The following is a 16,282-nucleotide window of genomic DNA, read 5'->3' on the forward strand; positions in this document are numbered from 1 at the left end:
ACATCCGGTGACGGTGGTCATCAACCGTCCGGCGAGGACACCTGCGCCGCCCACGTCCGGCCGTCGACCGTTCGGCGCACTCGTGCGCGCCTACGTGGCGCTGACCAAGCCGCGGATCATCGAGCTCCTGCTGATCACGACGATCCCGGTGATGTTCCTGGCGGCCGGCGGCCTGCCGCCGCTGTGGCCCGTCGTCGCCACTCTGGTCGGCGGCATGCTCTCGGCCGGCAGCGCCAACGCCCTGAACTGCTACATCGACCGCGACATCGACGCGAAGATGCGACGGACCCGCCGGCGGCCCCTGCCGATGGTGCAGGTCACGCCGAAGGAGACCCTGGTCTTCGGGATCACCCTCGCCGTCGCCTCCACCGTCTTCCTCGCCCTCGCCGTGAACCCGCTGTCCGCCGGCCTGTCGGTGTTCGCGATCCTGTTCTACGTCTTCGTCTACTCGCTGGTGCTGAAGCGGCGCACGAAGCAGAACGTCGTCTGGGGCGGGATCGCCGGCTGCATGCCGGTCCTGATCGGCTGGTCCGCGCTCACGAACAGCGTGTCCTGGACCCCGATCGTTCTGTTCCTCGTGGTGTTCTTCTGGACGCCGCCGCACACCTGGACGCTGGCCATGCGCTACCGCGAGGACTACGCGGCCGCCAACGTGCCCATGCTGCCCGTCGTGGCCACCGAGCGCCGCGTCGCCCTCGAGGTCATCGTCTACACCTGGATCACGATCGCCTGCTCCCTCGCGCTCTGGCCGATCGCGCACACGACGATCTTCTATCCGATCGCCGCGGCCGTCCTCGGCGCCGCCTGCCTCGTCGAGGCCTACCGCCTCCTCGGCCGGATCCGGGCCGGCATCACCGGCGCGGTGCTCAAGCCGATGCGTTACTTCCACCTGTCCAACGCCTACCTGGCGCTGCTCTTCCTCGCGGTGGCGATCGACCCGCTGCTGCACTGACGGTTAATCTCCCGGCATGGCGCGTGTCGATCCGAAGGCGATCCTCGAAGGACGCATGCCGGGCCGGGCACCGGTCGGGCTGATCATCGGACTGGTCGTCTCGTCGGCCTGTGCGATCGTCGTCCTGGGCCTCGACGCGATGAACGGAGCGCCGTTCATCGTCGGGTTCGTTCTGGCGATCCTGCCCGTTCCGCTGCTGGTCGCGCTCGTCCTGACGCTGGACCGGCTCGAGCCCGAGCCGTGGCGGGCCCTGCTGTTCGCCTTCATGTGGGGGGCCGGCGTCGCCGTCCTCGGCGCGCTGATCCTCAACACCGCCGGGTACGAACTGCTCACCAAGCCGGTCTTCGGCGAGCGCGGGGAGCTGGTGACGGCCTCCGTCGGCGCGCCCCTGGTGGAGGAGTCGCTGAAGGGCGCGGTGCTCTTCGGGTTCCTGTGGTTCCGGCGCAACGAGCTGGACGGGCTGACCGACGGGATCATCTACGCCGCGATGGTCGCCCTCGGCTTCGCCATGATGGAGAACGTCGGGTACTACATCCGGGCGTTCCACCAGCACAACCTCGAGGCCGTGTTCATCATGCGCGGGGTGGTCTCGCCGTTCGGGCACCCGCTGTTCACCTCGATGACCGGGCTGGGCGTCGCCTACGCCGCGCTGCACCGGGGCGCCGCCCGGGTCGCGGCGCCCGTCGCCGGCCTCTGCACGGCGATGCTGCTGCACGGCGCGTGGAACTTCTCCACCGCGTTCGGTCTCAAGGGCCTGATGGTCGCCTACGGCATCGACTTCTGCATCCTCATCGGGCTGATCGTCATCGTCCGCTGGGAGCGCCGCCAGACCGTCCGGCTGATCCAGCGGCACCTGCCGATGTACGCCGGCACGGGGCTGGTCACGCCGCAGGACGTCCACATGCTCGGCAACCTCAAGCTGCGCCGCCGGGCCCGCCAGTGGGCCCGCATGGCCGGCGGCACCGGGGCGAGCCGGGCCATGGCCGACTACCAACTGGCCGCGACGGAGCTGGCCCTGCTGCACCAGCGGGCCGAGCGGAACGTCGCCGAGCCGGCGTGGTTCTACCGGCGCCGCCAGGACCTGCTGAACCTCATGCACCTGGCCCGGCAGGCGTTCCAGGGCAGGCAGCCGCGCCCGCTCGTCCCACCGTGGACCGGGCAGGGCCAGTCGGGATTCCTCCACCCGGGCGCGTCGTACGGCCCGCCGCCGCCGGGCCCGTTCTCGGCACCGGGCCCGTACGCCGCGCCGGGCGGTCCCTACGGCCCGCCGGGCCCGTCCGGACCACCCGGACCACCGGGGCCACCGGCTCCTCCGGGGCCTTCCGGCTCGCCGGGCCCCTACGGGCCGCCGGGCCCGTACGGTCCGCAGGGCGGCGACGGTACGTCCGGGCCGGGGGGACGACCCTGGGGCCCACCACCGGGCTCCTGAGGCCCCGAACCGTACCGGAACGGTGACCGGATCCTGCCGGGCTGCGCACGGGCGGGACCGGCAGGTGCGGGTTGTCCGCGGTCTACGGCGCCTTCGGCGCGCTCGCGTTCGACTGACCCGATCAGTGGACAGCGCGGTCAAGTGAGTGGTTGATGCAGTTGTGACCGGTTTTGCCCATTGACTCCGCAGTGACAGGCACTGACAATGCCGGTAGCCGTGACAACGTTGTCATCGCGCTGCGATGGTCCCTCCGCCAGCGCGCCGCGACCTCCCCCCAGAGGAGCAGCTGTGTCCAGACGCGTCCGCCCCCGATTGGCAGGCCTGCTCGGTCTCGCCCTGACCTCCCTGGCCCTCCCCGCCCTCCCCGCCCTACCGGCCCATGCGGCGGCCCCCGATCTCGCCTCCTACGTCAATCCGTTCGTCGGGACCCAGGACGGCGGGCCCGACTTCGGGCACGGCGGCGGCGCCGGGATGAACTTTCCCGGCGCCGTCGCGCCGTTCGGGATGATGCAGTGGAGCCCCGACACCGTCCGCTCGTCCGGCGGCGGCTACAAGTACGAGGACAACCGCCTGCGCGGGTTCAGCATGACCCACATCTCCGGGCCGGGCTGTACGGGCGCGCAGGACTTCCCCGTCATCCCGTTCTCCGGGCCGATCAAGAACTCGCCGGCCACCCACGGCACCGACTACGTGCAGACCTTCAAGCATGAGAACGAGCAGGCATCCCCAGGCTCGTACGCCGTGACGCTCGACAGCGGCGTGAAGACGGAGCTGACCGCGACGCAGCGGGCCGGCGTCGCGCGGTTCACCTTCCCGACGGACAAGGTGGGCACGCTGCTGCTCAACGTGACGGGGTCGATCAACGGCGTGGACGACGCCGAGGCCACCGTCAAGGGCAACACCGTGTCGGGCTGGGCGAAGACCGGCGGGTTCTGCGGCGCGGACACCAAGTACTACGTCTACTTCACCGCGACCTTCGACCGGCCGTTCCAGGCGTACGGCACATGGAAGGACGACTCGGTCGAGCCCGGCGAGGACGCCGTGCGCGGCAGCGCCCCGGCGAAGGTGCCCCAGCAGACCCGGAAGACCTTCGGGCGGCTCAACAACGGTCCCGAGGGCAGGCCGATGCCGCAGCGCTCCGCGCAGGCCCTGACCCGCGACGTCACCGTCAAGGGCCCCGGATCGGGCGTCTACCTGCAGTTCGACACCAGCAAGGCCAAGCCGGTGCAGATGCGCACCGCGGTGTCGTACGTGAGCATCGACGGCGCGAGGCAGAACCTGAAGAAGGAGATCGGCGGACGGGGCTTCGACTCCGTACGGTCCGCCGCACGGGCCGCGTGGAACAAGCGGCTCGGGCAGATCAAGGTCGGCGGCGGCACCGCCGACCGGCTGCGGACCTTCTACACCGCGCTCTACCACGCCCTGCTGCAGCCGTACGTCTTCGACGACGTGGACGGCACCTACACCGGGTTCGACTACCGCACCCACAAGGTCAAGAAGGGCCACCACCAGTACGCGACCTTCTCCGGGTGGGACATCTACCGCAGTGAGGCGCAGCTCATCGCGCTGCTCGCCCCGGACGTCGGCGCGGACATCGCCCAGTCGATGTACAACGACGCGCACTCGGTCGGCGACGTGTGGGACCGCTGGTCGCACCAGAACACCATCACCGGCGTGATGAACGGCGACCCGTACCACTCGATCATCGCGACGATGTACGCCTTCGGCGCCCGGGGCTTCGACGCGAACGGCGCGCTGGCCGCCATGGTCAAGGGCGCGAACCGCGTCGGCGAGGACAAGGCCACCGGATACACCGAGCGCCCCGGCAACGCCGACTACCTCAAGCTCGGCTACGTGCCGGGCGACCCGGCGACCACGCTGGAGTACGGCATGGCCGACTTCGGCATCGCCCAGCTCGCCCAGCGCCTGGGGGAGAAGGACACCTACCAGGAGTTCATGAAGCGGGCACACGGCTGGGAGACGATCTACAACCCGCTGAACGACTGGATCCAGCCGCGCTTCGGCGACGGTTCGTTCCTCACGCCGTTCGACCCCGCCGACTCCAACTGGTACGTCGAGGGCAACGGCGCGCAGTACCACTGGATGGTCTACGAGGACGTGGCCGGGCTGTTCAACGCGATGGGCGGCCGGGACCAGGCGGTCAAGCGGCTCGACACGTTCTTCACCAAGCTCAACGCCGGCTCGCACGAGGCGTACGCCTACCTCGGCAACGAGCCGTCCCTGCAGTCCCCGTGGCTGTATGCCTGGGCGGGGCAGCCGTACAAGACCCAGGACGTCGTCGCGCGGGCCCGTACCGAGCTGTTCAAGTCCACCCCGAACGGGCTGGTCGGCAACGACGACCTCGGCACGATGTCGGCGTGGCGGGTGTTCGCCGGCCTCGGCATGTACCCGGCGATCCCGGGCCGCGCCGAGATGGTGTTGAACAGCCCGGAGTTCCCGCAGATCACGGTCAAGCGGTCGAGCGGCCAGAAGATCACGATCAACGCGCCGGGAGCCTCCGACACCAACAAGTACGTCCAGTCGCTCAAGGTCGGCGGCACGGCGACGAGCCGCGCCTGGCTGCCCGAGTCCTTCGTGGCCTCCGGCGGCAAGCTGGACTACACGCTCGGCGCACAGCCGAACACGAAGTTCGGCGGCGACCCGAAGGACGCGCCGCCCTCCTTCGGCACCGGCGCGCGGCCGTTCCTGTCGGCGCTCCAGCCGGGCACCGCGTCGGTCGAGCCCGGCGGCTCCACCGAGGCCACCCTGCGCGTGCAGGCCGTCGGCGCGGGTGACACCGTCACCTGGACCGCCAAGCCGCCGACGGGCATCACCGTCACGCCGTCCTCCGGCACGCTGAAGGTCGCCGACGCCGGGCACGCCGACCAGAAGGTCACCGTGTCGGTGGCCGCCGACCAGAAGCTGGACTACTACTCGGTGCCGTTCGAGCTGACCGCCTCCGGGCGGTCGGCGGGCACCACCGGCATCTCGCTGAACGTCGCGAAGCGCGGCACGATCGAGTGGTACCAGAACAACGCCGGCATCTCCGACGACGGCAAGGCGGGGACGGCCAACTTCGACGGCGGCGGCTGGAGCTACTCCGCGCAGGCCCTGGCGGCGGCCGGGCTCAAGCCGGGGCAGCCGGTGACGTGGAACGGCTTCACCTTCACCTGGCCGAACCGCACGCCCGGTCAGCTCGACAACGTCCAGGCGAACGGCCAGGTCGTCGACCTGCCGACCGCTCCGAACGGCGCGTCGAAGCTGGCCTTCCTCGGCGCGGCCGGCAACGGCGACGCCTCGTCGACGGTGACGATCACCTACACCGACGGGTCGACGGCGACGGCCAAGCTGGAGTTCAGCGACTGGGCGCTCGGCGCCGACGCCTACCCGCCGAAGTTCGGCAACGCGATCGTCGCCAAGACGCCGTACCGGAACACCTCCGACGGCGGCAACCAGAAGATCAACATCTACGTGTTCGCGGCCACGCCGATCGCGCTCGACGCGAGCAAGCAGGTCAAGAGCGTGACCCTCAACACGCCGTCTAGCGGAGGATCGCTGCACGTCTTCGCCTGGGCGTTCGCCTGATCCGATCCGGGTGAGCCCGCCGCGTCGGCGGGCTCACCCGGACCCGGCTCCCCGTGGTGCCCCGGTGCCGCGCGTACCGGGGCATCAGCCGTTCTCCGGGGCTGCCACGGCGTCGACGTCGACGAGGAGGTGGCGCGGCCCGCGCAGTTCGGCGCTCGGACGGTACGGCGGCGGGTCGGCCACGAGGCGGGGATTCTTCAGCCGCCTCGCCAGCTCCGTGAGGGCGATCTGCGTCTCCAACCGGGCGAGCGGGGCGCCGAAGCAGTAGTGGACGCCGCCACCGAATCCCAGGTGCTCGTTGTACCGGCGATCCGGGTCGAAGTGGTCGGGGTCGGGCACGTGCGACGGATCGCGGCTCCCCGCCGCGAGCGCGACGGCGATGGGCGCGCCCTTCGGGATGACGGTCCCGCCGAGCTCGATGTCGTCCAGGGCGACCCGCGAGGACAGGAAGTGCACGGGAGGCTCGTACCGGAGCAGCTCCTCGACCGCGTAGACCGCCAGGTCCGGCTCGTGCCGCAGACGCTCGAGCGCCTCCGGGTGACGCAGCAGGGTGAGCATCCCGTTGGTGATCAGGTTGACCGTCGTCTCATGACCGGCGATCAGCAGCAACGTGGCGGTGGCCGCCACCTCGACCGGGGACATCGCCCCCTCCGGGCCGTCGTCGGTGACGAGGCCGGACAACAGGTCGTCCTCAGGCCGCTCGCGGCGCTCATCGATGATCCCGCCGAGGTACCGGTGCAGTTCGACCACCGCGGCCTGCCGCCGCCGCATCCGCTCCGTCCTGCCCTGCTCCCGGGGGTCGAGCGATTCCACCACCGCGTCGGCCCACTCGTGGAACCGCGCCTCGTCCTCGCGCGGCACCCCGAGGATCCGGCAGATCATCGTGACCGGGAACGGGTAGGCGATGTCGTCGACGATGTCGATGCGCGCCCGGGTCGCGACGCCGTCGATCAATTCCGTGATCACGCGGAGCATCTCCGGCCGCAGGCTCTCCACCAGGTGCGGCGAACGCGGCGGACCGAAGTGGCGCATCGCCAGGCGACGGAGCCGGTCGTGCTCAGGCGGATCGGTGTTGATGAAGGCGGGCGGCAGCGCCGCCGCGACGTCCTCGGATCCGGGCTCACCCGGCTGCGGGACGTTCCGGCGGGTCGAACTGACGCGCGGATCGTGCAGCAGCGCGACGATCTCGTCGTATCCGCTGACGACGTAGGTTCCGTCCTCCTGCCGCGACACCGGGGTCCGGCGCAACTCGGCGTACAGCGGGTACGGGTCGGCGCGGTTGGCCGGGTCGAAGATCTGGTCGAAGACGCTGATCGGCGCCACGGCGGCACCCCCTTCTGACTCGTTCACCGGTCGCCGTGCAGCAGCGAGGCACGGCGTTCAGCCGGATCGTGCCCCGTCACCATGACGGTGACCTGGGTCGCCTCCAGCCGCTCCGGCACCTCGGCCGGGACCGGCCGCCTCTCCTCGGCCCGGTCGGCGGTGCGAAGCTCGGGCGGGAACGGCGCGGCGCGCTCGATCAGGCGCTGGTAGAACTCCAGCCACATGGCCTGGTCGAACGTGACCGCGGCCGTGATCCGGCCCCGGTAGCCGTACACGGCGACGAACCGGCGTTCGGCGCGGGAACCCTGCGCGATGACCACCTCGTCGGCGAAGGTCGGCACTCCGACGGACTTGATGTTCGTCCCGAACTGGTTGGACCAGAACACCGGCAGGGACAGGTGCGGCCAGCGGTGCGCCTGGTCGCTGATCATGTTGTGCGCCGCGATCTCGGCCTGGGCGACCGCGTTGCCCCAGTGCTCGAGCGCCATGAACTGGTAGTTGTAGACCGGATGCGGGAAGCGCGCGACATCCCCCGCGACGAAGACGTCATCGGTCACCAGGCCGTTGCTGTCGAAGGCCCGGCAGCCCGCGTCGCAGGCGACCCCCCACACTCCCGCGGCCAGCCCGGAGTCCCGCAGCCACTCGACGTTGCGGATCGCCCCGAGGGCGACCACCACGACGTCGGCCTCCACCGTGCTCCCGTCGGAGAGCCGCGCGGCCCGGACCCGGCCGTCCGCGTCGCCGTCCAGAGCCTCCACCGTCACGCCGCACCGCAGGTCCACGCCGTGCTCCCGCTGCAGGTCGGCCGCGACGGCTCCGATCACCCCGCCCAGCGCGCCGACCAGCGGCGCCGTGCCGCGCTCCACGACGGTCACCGGCAGGTCCAGCGCCCGGCAGACCGACGCGACCTCCGAGCCGGTGAACCCCGCGCCGATGACCAGCACCCGGCGCGGGCCGGCCGCGAGGCACTCCCGCAGCCGGGCCGCCTCGTCCATCCCGCGCAGCGGGAGCACCCCCTCCAGCGCCGCCTCCCGGCGGTTCGGCCACGGCCGGGCCCGCGCGCCCGTCGCGATCAGCAGCCGGTCGAAGGACACCTCCCGGTCGTCGGCGAGCCGCACCCTCTTGGCCGCCAGGTCGAGGCCGGTGGCGGCGATACCGGGCAGCCACTCGGCATCCAGCTCGCGCAGGCGGGGCAGCAGCGTGTGATCCTCCGGAGCGAGGCCCGTCAGCACCTGCTTGGACAGCGGCGGACGGTCGTACGGCTCGTACGGTTCGTCGCCGATCAGGGTGAGCGAGCCGGCGAAGCCGTCCCGGCGGAGGACGCCCGCGGCCCGCGCGCCGGCCAGCGAGGCGCCGACGATCACGATCCGTCCCGTCTTCCGGGACCCGTCGCCGGCACCGACCGCCGAGGGAGCGGGACCGGCCCCCGTCCCACGGTGCTGGGTGGCCATCCGGTCGACGTGGATCGCCTGTACCGGGCAGGCCGCGGCCGCCCGCAGGATGTGCTCGCGCTGCGCGTCGTCCGCGTCGGGGTCGTACAGCAGCGCCTCCTGCCCGTTCATGGTGAACACGTCCGGCGCGAGGAACGCGCACTGCCCGTACCCCTGGCACCGCGTGAGGTCGACGATCACCCGCATCCGGCGCACCCCCCGTCGCGCGCGGCCGCCCGGTGGATCCGGCCGACGCACCGCGCGGCGGCCTTACCCGGCTGTCGGTCGGAGACCTACCCGGCGTTCCGGTCTTTCAGGCCGGGGACCGGATACACGGCTGAGACGCCGTCGAGCGTGCGCAGCGCGGGAACGGGCTCCGGGCGGCGTCGTTCACCCCGGTGAGGGACGTCGGCGCGGAGCGGCACGGCCTCTGACACCATGCCGCACAGGAACCCCGCCCACCTCGGCCGGCCGCCGGCCCGGGGAGGGAGAACCCACCGCCGGCAGAAGGAGCCCTTGATGCCCGAGACAGACACCACTCCCAATCGCGGGCGTGTCGGTGTCATGCTCCCCCGCGATCTGCCCGTCGGGGACGTGCTGCCTTACGCCCGGCGAGCCGAAGAGCTGGGATTCGACCAGGTCTGGGTGGTGGAGGACCTCGGGTGGCGCGGCGGACTCGCACAGGCCGGCCCCGTCCTCGCCAGCACCGCCGGCATCACCGTCGGCATCGGCATCATGCCCGCCGGCGCCCGCAACGTGTGCTTCGCCGCGATGGAACTGGCCACCCTCGCCCAGCTCTACCCCGGCCGCCTCGTCGCCGGCATCGGCCACGGCATGCCCGACTGGATGCGCCAGGCCGGAGCCTGGCCCGCCAGCCCCCTGACACTGATCAAGGAATACACCACCGCCCTACGCCTGCTCATGCGCGGCGAGCCCGGCCCGGCAGGCGGCCGATACGTGCGCTGTGAGGGCGTCGTCATCACCGAGACCCCCGACATCGTCCCGCCGGTCGTCCTGGGCGTGCGTGGTCCTAAATCACAGGCCGCCGCAGGCGAGGTGGCCGACGGGCTTCTCTTGGCCGAACCCGCCGCCCCCGCCTACATCACCTCCTCGCTGCGGCATCTGGGCAGGGCCCTGGACACGAGCGCCCTCGAAGTCGTCACCTACGACGCCACCGCCGTCGACGACGACGAGGCCACCGCTCTCGCCCGGGTCCGCGGCGGCCTGACCGCTATCGGCGAGCCGGACTGGGCCGCCCACATCGATCCCCTGCCGTTTGCCACGCAACTGCGCGAACACCGCGCCGCCTGCGCCGACGCCCGGCAATTCGCCCAGACCATGCCCGACACCTGGGTCCGCCAGCTGAGCATCGCCGGCACTCCCGACCAGGCACACGAAGCGATCACAGCCCGCCATACGGCAGGCGCGACCAGTGTCGTCCTCGCTCCCACCGGCCCCGACGCCCTGACATCCCTCGACTCGCTGGCCCGCGCCCTGGCCCGCTCTTGAGAACCGGGGCACCCGGAGGAACCCCCACCACGCCCACCGATCGGGACGCATCGGCGGTCCTCGTTGGGAGGGACCTCGCATCCGGGGTACGACGACCCGGGCCCCTTCCGATGACCAGCACTCGTCGCGAGCCGGCCGCGAGGTGTTCCCGCAGCCGGGCCGCCTCGTCCATCCCGCGCAGCGGGAGCACCCCCTCCAGCGCCGCCTCGCGTTGATGCCCGGTGCGCCGGCAGGTCAGAAACGGGTCTTGACCACGCTGCGCGGGTCGTCGACGCGGTGGGCCTCGTACAGGTCGCCCGTACGCGCCCTCGCCCGCCACGGCCGGGCCTTGTGCAACGCCACATCGAGGGCCGGGTCGCCCCGATCGAGCCGCACGCAGACCAGCCCGGGCCGGCCGTCCGCGGCACAGCTCCCGAGCCGGTAGCCGTGGGGCCCGATCACCCCGGACGGCATGGCGGCGCTGCACTGCGCCGGCACGGACACCGAGATCCACAGGCCGGCGGCGGCCGCGTGCGCCCGCGAGAGGACCTCGAAGATCGGGTCCCGCGAGTACGAGGAGAACAGCACGCAGTCGACTCCCGAGGCGGCGTACTCGAGGAACAGCTCCGGGAAGTTGATCTCGATGCAGAGCGCACAGCCGAACCGGAACCCGTCGACGTCGAATACACAGGCGTCGAAACCGGGGGAGTACCAGTCGCTGATCTCGGTGTGCGAGCACCGTCGCTTGTCGTACCGGCCGACCGGCGCGCCCTGGTCGGAGATGACGTACAGGCTGTTGTGCGGCCGGTTCGGGGGTGTCAGACGGTGGTTGCCGCCGACCACCACCCACAGACCGAGCTCACCCGCCAACGCGGCGACGCGCCGCAGCTGCTCCTGAACGGCGGCCCAGTCGACGTTCCAGCCGGACAGGGCCTGCTTCGCCGCCCGGTCGCCGGGATAGCCGGAGATCGCGCCTTCGGGGAACTGGACGAGCCGGGCGCCCGCCGCTCTCGCCGTCGTCATCATCTCCCGGACGGCCGTGCCGTTGGCCTCGGGGTCGCAGCCGACCGGGATCTGCGCGGCCGCGATGGTCATGGTGTTCAATGCGCCGCGGTCACCAGGCCGGTCTCGTAGGCGATGATGACGAGCTGCACCCGGTCGCGGGCGTCCAGCTTGGTCAGCAGCCGGGTCACGTAGGTCTTGACGGTGGCGACGCTGATGACCAGCTCGGCCGCGATCTCGGCGTTGGACAGGCCGCGTCCGACGAGGGTCAGCACCTCGTGCTCGCGTTCGGTGATGCCGTCGAGCGTGCGCCGCGCCGGAACCGGCCCCGGACGGTCGGCGAACTCCTCGATCAGGCGGCGTGTGACGCTCGGCGCGATCAGCCCGTCCCCGGCGGCGACGACGCGGATGGCGGCGAGGATGTCGTCCAGCGCCATGTCCTTGACGAGGAACCCGGCCGCGCCGGCGCGCAGGGCGCCGTAGACGTAGTCGTCATCGTCGAACGTGGTGAGCACGACGACGTGCGCCGATCCGGCGTCGGCGGTGATCCGGCGGGTCGCCTCGATGCCGTCCATGCCGGGCATGCGGATGTCCATCACGACGACATCCGGCTCGAGGCTCCGGGCCAGCTCGACCGCCTCGGCGCCGTTTCCGGCCTCTCCGACGACCTCGATGTCGGGAGCGTCGGTGATGACCATCTGCAGCGCGGTGCGCACCAGCGGCTGGTCGTCGGCGAGGACAACGCGGACGGTCATGAGACTCCTGTCGGTAGGGGGAGGCGAGCGGTCACGCGGAAGCCGCCTTCGGTCCGTGGTCCGGCGGTGAGGTCGCCGTGCAGCAGGGTGACGCGTTCGCGCATGCCGACCAGGCCGTAGCCGGTTCCGGGGGTGGTGCCGTGGCCGCGGCCGTCGTCGACGACCTCGATCGACAGCTCCTCGTCCCGGCAGTCGATGGACACGACGCATGATCGGGCGTCGGCGTGGCGGACCACGTTGGTGACGGCCTCCTGGATGATCCGGTACGCCGACAGGTCGACCTCCGGAGGCAGCGGGCGTCGTTCCCCTCGGCGGCGGACGTCGACGCGGACCCCGGCGGCCGTGGTGGCAGCGGCCAGCCGGTCGACGTCCGCCAGGCCGGGCATCTCGTCGAGCGGCGCGGGCTCGGTCCCCTTCTCCAGTTCGGCCTGGCGGAGGGCGCCGAGCATCCGGCGCAACCCGGAGAGCGTCTCCCGGCTGGCGGTCTCGACCTCGCCCAGCGCCTCGCGGGCCCGGGCGGGCTGCGTGTCGATCACTCGTTTCGCCGCGCCGGCCTGGAGGGCGACGATGCCGATGGTGTGCGCGACCATGTCGTGCAGCTCGCGCGCGATCCGGAGCCGCTCGGCGGTGACGGCGTCGGCCACCGCGCGGGTACGCAGCGCCTCCCCGTGCTCGCGGCGCTCGCGGATCAGCCTGCCGACCATGTACGCCGTGGCGAGCGCCAGCAGGGCCGTCTCGGCGTTGACGCCCACGTCCGTCCCGTTGGAGAAGACCCCGACGGTCAGGAACTGCACGACAAGGGACAGCAGGACGGCGGCGATCGAGACCCTGGAGGTCCGGGTGGCGACGATGAACGCCAGTGCCAGATCCACCGCCAGGAAGGGGAGGAACGGGGCTCGACCGCTCTGGCGCTGGGGATTCGCCAACAGGACGACGGTGACGCAGCCGAGGAGCATCATGAACAGCGCGAGCAGCGGGACGCGCCGGAGCACGCCGATGAGCAGGCTCATCGACAACATCGCCGCGACGGCCAGGACAGGGTTGTAGTAGTAGGGCCACGGGCGCGGCGAGCCCAGTTGCGACCAGGCCAGCGCGAGCGGGAACAGGGCGGCTCCGCCCCAGGTCGCGATCGTCCTCTTCATCGCCGGACGCCCGTCGGCAGGGGAAGGCGGACCGCGACGCGGAAGCCGCCTTCGGTCCGTGGTCCGGCGGTGAGGTCGCCGTGCAGCAGGGCGGCGCGTTCGCGCATGCCGACCAGGCCGTAGCCGGTGCCGGGGGTGGTGCCGTGGCCGCGGCCGTCGTCGACGACCTCGATCGAGATGTCTTCGTCCCGGTAGTCGATGGATACGACGCAGGACCGGGCGTCGGCGTGGCGGACCACGTTGGTGACGGCCTCCTGGATGATCCGGTACGCCGACAGGTCGACCTCCGGCGGAAGCGGGCGTCGCTCACCCAGCAATCGGACGTCGACGCGGACCCCGGCGGCGGTCGTCGTCGCGGCCAGCCGGTCGACGTCGGCCAGACCGGGCATCTCATCGAGCACTCGGGCTCCGTCCTTCAGCTCGGCCTGGCGGAGGGCGCCGAGCATCCGGCGCAGCCCGGACAGGGTCTCCCGGCTCGCCATCTCCACCTCCCCCAGGGCGTCGCGCGCTCCGGTGGGCTGCGTGTCGATGACCCTTCGCGCCGCGCCGGCCTGGAGGGCGACGATGCCGATGGTGTGCGCGACCATGTCGTGCAGCTCGCGCGCGATCCGGAGCCGCTCGGCGGTGACCGCCTCGGCGGCGGTCCGGGCCTGTGTGGCCTCGGCGTGCTCGCGGGCCTGGCGGGTCGAGTTGCCGATGAGCCAGGCGACCAGGGCCGTCATCGCCACGGCCAGCTCCGTCGAGGTCTGGATGGACCAGGCGCGAGCCAGCCGGAACGTGAGATACGCGGTGAGCGTGGCGAAGACCAGACCGGCGGCGGTGAGGGACACCCGGCGTCGCCCGGTGGCCGCGATGAAGTACAGGGCGACGTCGACGGACAGGAACTGCGGCACCGGGATCGCGCCGACGCTCAGCGGGAGCGTCCCGAAGACGGCGCCGGCGAGCACCAGGACGAGAGCCGCGATCGGCCACCGCCGCAGCAGGCCGCCGCCGAGCAGCGTGAGGGCCGTGGCCAGCGCCAGCGTCGTCCGGCCGTCCCACCGGTGGAAGAGGGCCCCGGCGTAGACCGAGGCTCCGTTCTCCCCGGGCAGTCTCATCCGGATGAGGAACGTGAACACCGTGCCGGCGCACCAGGCCAGGGCCGTCCACGCGCCCGGCGGAACGCGCTTGAGCAGGGGAGAAGGGGGCACGGCGGACATGCCTGGAATCGTAATCGCCTGATCTTCGTGCGGCATCGGACCACAGGTGTACGACCACGGTCGGCACCCGCGCCACGCGAATGCCGACGACGGCCCGATGCGCGGCGGGCCCGGCGCGCGACACCGTTGGCCCGTGATCGAAGTGAGCGGACTGACGAAACGTTACGGCTCGAAGACGGCCGTCAACGGATTGACCTTCAGCGTGCGCCCCGGGCACGTCACCGGGTTCCTCGGCCCCAACGGCGCGGGCAAGAGCACCACCCTTCAGATGATCCTCGGGCTGAACGAGCCCACCGGCGGAACCGCCACCGTCGCCGGCCGCCCGTTCCGCGGCCGGCCACGCGGGCTCCGCCACGTCGGCGCGCTGCTCGACGCCCAGGACGTGCACGGCGGCCGCACCGCGTACGCGCACCTGTCCACCCTCGCCCGCGCCAACCGGATCCCGCGCGGCCGGGTGGACGAGGTCCTGCGCGAGGTGGGACTGACGGAGGCGACGCGCCGCCGCATCGGCGGGTTCTCCCTCGGCATGCGGCAGCGGCTCGGCATCGCCACCGCGCTGCTCGGCGACCCGCCCGTCCTGCTCTTCGACGAGCCGATCAACGGCCTCGATCCCGAGGGCGTGCGCTGGGTCCGCGGCCTGTTCCGCCGCCTGGCCGCCGAGGGCCGGACCGTGTTCGTCTCCAGCCACCTCATGAGCGAGATGGAGCACACCGCCGACCATCTCATCGTCATCGGCCGGGGCGAGCTGATCGCCGACGAGAGCCTGGCCGAGTTCGCGGCCCGCGGCACCCCCCAGAGCGTGATCGTGCACACTCCGGACGCCTCCGTGCTGACGGCCGTCCTGACCGCCGAGGGAGGAGCCGTGCGGCCGGACGGCGACCAGGCGCTCACGGTCACCGGGTTGAGCGCCGCCCGCGTCGGCGAACTCGCCTTCCAGCACCGGGTGCTGCTCCACGAACTCGCCCCACGAACCGCCTCGCTGGAGGAGGCGTTCATGGAACTCACCGCCGACAGCGTCGAATACCTCGCCGGAGACACCCGATGACCGCACCGACCCGCACCGTCCGCCCCGCCGTCACCGAGCCGCGCGCCCGGTTCCGCGACCTCCTCGCCGCCGAGTGGACCAAGCTCTGGTCGCTCCGCTCGACCTCCTGGACCCTGCTCCTCAGCGGCCTGGTCATCATCGGGATCAACGTCAACGGGGCCGTCGCCGACTACCACAACTGGCCGCATTACGATGCCGACATCCGCGCCATCTTCGTCCCTATCTGGGCGATTCGGGACGCGTTCGCGCAGGTCGCCGGCCTGGTCGTCATGCTCGCCGCAGGCAGCGTCGGCGCCATCACCATCACGGGCGAGTACGGCACGGGGCTGATCCGCACCACCTTCGCGGCCGTCCCGGCCCGCCGTTCGCTGGTGGCCGCCAAGCTGATCGACGTCACGGCGGTCATGCTCGGCTACGGGACGGTCGTCGCCGGAGCCTCTTTCTGGGCGTCCCAGGCCATCCTGTCGGGTCACCATGTCGGCATGTCGATCGGCTACCCCGGAGCGTTCGAGGCGATGGCGGCGTCCGCGCTGCTCGCACCGGTCAGCGCGCTCATCGGCATGGGCCTCGGCGCGATCATCCGGCACGGCGCGGCGACCATGGTGATCACCACGGCGGTGCTCGTGCTGCTGCCCCTCTGCTTCACCGACCACTACCGCTGGACGGCCGACATCAAGCACGCGCTGCCCGCCAGCGCCTGGGGGCGCCTGGTCGACGTCGGCTACGGACGCTTCGGCTTCACCGTGCGCCATCCCACGACGACCACCGAGGCGTGGATCACGCTGGCCCTCTGGGCGCTCGCCGCTGCGGCCGTCTCCATCGCCGTCGTCGACCGTCGCGACGTATAGCGGAGGGCGCTCTTCCACGCCGATGGTGGAAGAGCGCCTTCATTTGGCTCAGGCGATGATGCAGAGCGGATTCTCAACAACTCG

At 71.8% G+C, this 16,282-nt stretch carries 12 protein-coding genes; 6 read left to right on the forward strand and 6 right to left on the reverse strand.

Going from position 1 to position 16,282, the window contains the following annotated elements; genetic code table 11:
• Positions 1 to 13 precede the first annotated feature (13 nt).
• The 3 genes from AB0K82_RS26525 (at position 14) to AB0K82_RS26535 (ending at position 5,966) form a co-directional block, all read left to right on the forward strand.
• Positions 14 to 952 (forward strand): heme o synthase, encoded by a 939-nt coding sequence (locus tag AB0K82_RS26525; protein ID WP_364401806.1) that lies wholly within the window; start codon positions 14 to 16, stop codon positions 950 to 952.
• A 16-nt stretch (positions 953 to 968) separates the two neighbouring features.
• Positions 969 to 2,381 carry a PrsW family intramembrane metalloprotease gene (locus AB0K82_RS26530; protein WP_364401709.1) on the forward strand — a complete coding sequence of 471 codons (1,413 nt, stop codon included), beginning with the start codon at positions 969 to 971 and terminating at the stop codon, positions 2,379 to 2,381.
• A gap of 288 nt (positions 2,382 to 2,669) precedes the next feature.
• On the forward strand, positions 2,670 to 5,966 hold the full coding sequence (locus tag AB0K82_RS26535; RefSeq protein ID WP_364401712.1) for a GH92 family glycosyl hydrolase: 3,297 nt from the start codon (positions 2,670 to 2,672) through the stop codon (positions 5,964 to 5,966).
• Positions 5,967 to 6,050: 84 nt separating this feature from the next.
• On the opposite strand, the gene AB0K82_RS26540 is transcribed toward AB0K82_RS26535, so the two are convergent.
• Both AB0K82_RS26540 and AB0K82_RS26545 read right to left on the reverse strand, forming a co-directional pair.
• Complete coding sequence (locus AB0K82_RS26540; RefSeq protein WP_364401715.1) at positions 6,051 to 7,289, reverse strand: cytochrome P450; 1,239 nt, start codon at positions 7,287 to 7,289, stop codon at positions 6,051 to 6,053.
• Positions 7,290 to 7,312: 23 nt separating this feature from the next.
• The gene (locus AB0K82_RS26545) at positions 7,313 to 8,926 is read right to left on the reverse strand and encodes an FAD-dependent oxidoreductase (protein WP_364401718.1); all 1,614 of its coding nucleotides are present in this window, start codon (positions 8,924 to 8,926) and stop codon (positions 7,313 to 7,315) included.
• Positions 8,927 to 9,238: 312 nt separating this feature from the next.
• Between AB0K82_RS26545 and AB0K82_RS26550 the strand changes: the two genes are divergently transcribed.
• Positions 9,239 to 10,228 (forward strand): LLM class flavin-dependent oxidoreductase, encoded by a 990-nt coding sequence (locus tag AB0K82_RS26550; protein WP_364401721.1) that lies wholly within the window; start codon positions 9,239 to 9,241, stop codon positions 10,226 to 10,228.
• Between the two features lie 234 nt (positions 10,229 to 10,462).
• On the opposite strand, the gene AB0K82_RS26555 is transcribed toward AB0K82_RS26550, so the two are convergent.
• Genes AB0K82_RS26555 through AB0K82_RS26570 form a run of 4 tightly spaced genes read right to left on the reverse strand, consistent with a single transcriptional unit; the run spans position 10,463 to position 14,305 of the window.
• Positions 10,463 to 11,302, reverse strand: coding sequence for a carbon-nitrogen hydrolase family protein (locus tag AB0K82_RS26555; protein WP_364401724.1), 840 nt, complete (start codon positions 11,300 to 11,302; stop codon positions 10,463 to 10,465).
• 5 nt (positions 11,303 to 11,307) lie between these two features.
• A complete protein-coding gene (locus AB0K82_RS26560) occupies positions 11,308 to 11,964 on the reverse strand; it encodes a response regulator transcription factor (protein WP_364401727.1) in 657 nt (218 codons plus the stop codon).
• Positions 11,961 to 13,106: a sensor histidine kinase gene (locus AB0K82_RS26565; protein WP_364401729.1), complete on the reverse strand. Its 1,146-nt coding sequence runs from the start codon at positions 13,104 to 13,106 to the stop codon at positions 11,961 to 11,963. Before AB0K82_RS26565 ends, AB0K82_RS26560 begins: the two co-directional genes overlap by 4 nt.
• Entirely contained in the window at positions 13,103 to 14,305 is a 1,203-nt protein-coding gene (locus tag AB0K82_RS26570) for a sensor histidine kinase (protein ID WP_364401732.1), read from the reverse strand. The genes AB0K82_RS26565 and AB0K82_RS26570 overlap by 4 nt, the downstream gene beginning before the upstream one ends.
• A 133-nt stretch (positions 14,306 to 14,438) precedes the next feature.
• Here AB0K82_RS26570 and AB0K82_RS26575 point away from each other — a divergent pair, with 133 nt between their 5' ends.
• Together AB0K82_RS26575 and AB0K82_RS26580 are read left to right on the forward strand one after the other, a co-directional pair.
• A complete protein-coding gene (locus AB0K82_RS26575) occupies positions 14,439 to 15,350 on the forward strand; it encodes an ATP-binding cassette domain-containing protein (protein ID WP_364401735.1) in 912 nt (303 codons plus the stop codon).
• Complete coding sequence (locus AB0K82_RS26580) at positions 15,347 to 16,198, forward strand: hypothetical protein (protein WP_364401738.1); 852 nt, start codon at positions 15,347 to 15,349, stop codon at positions 16,196 to 16,198. The genes AB0K82_RS26575 and AB0K82_RS26580 overlap by 4 nt, the downstream gene beginning before the upstream one ends.
• Positions 16,199 to 16,282: the final 84 nt, after the last annotated feature.

It is taken from the genome of Actinoallomurus sp. NPDC052274, assembly GCF_040679475.1.
GTDB classification, from domain to species: domain Bacteria; phylum Actinomycetota; class Actinomycetes; order Streptosporangiales; family Streptosporangiaceae; genus Actinoallomurus; species Actinoallomurus liliacearum.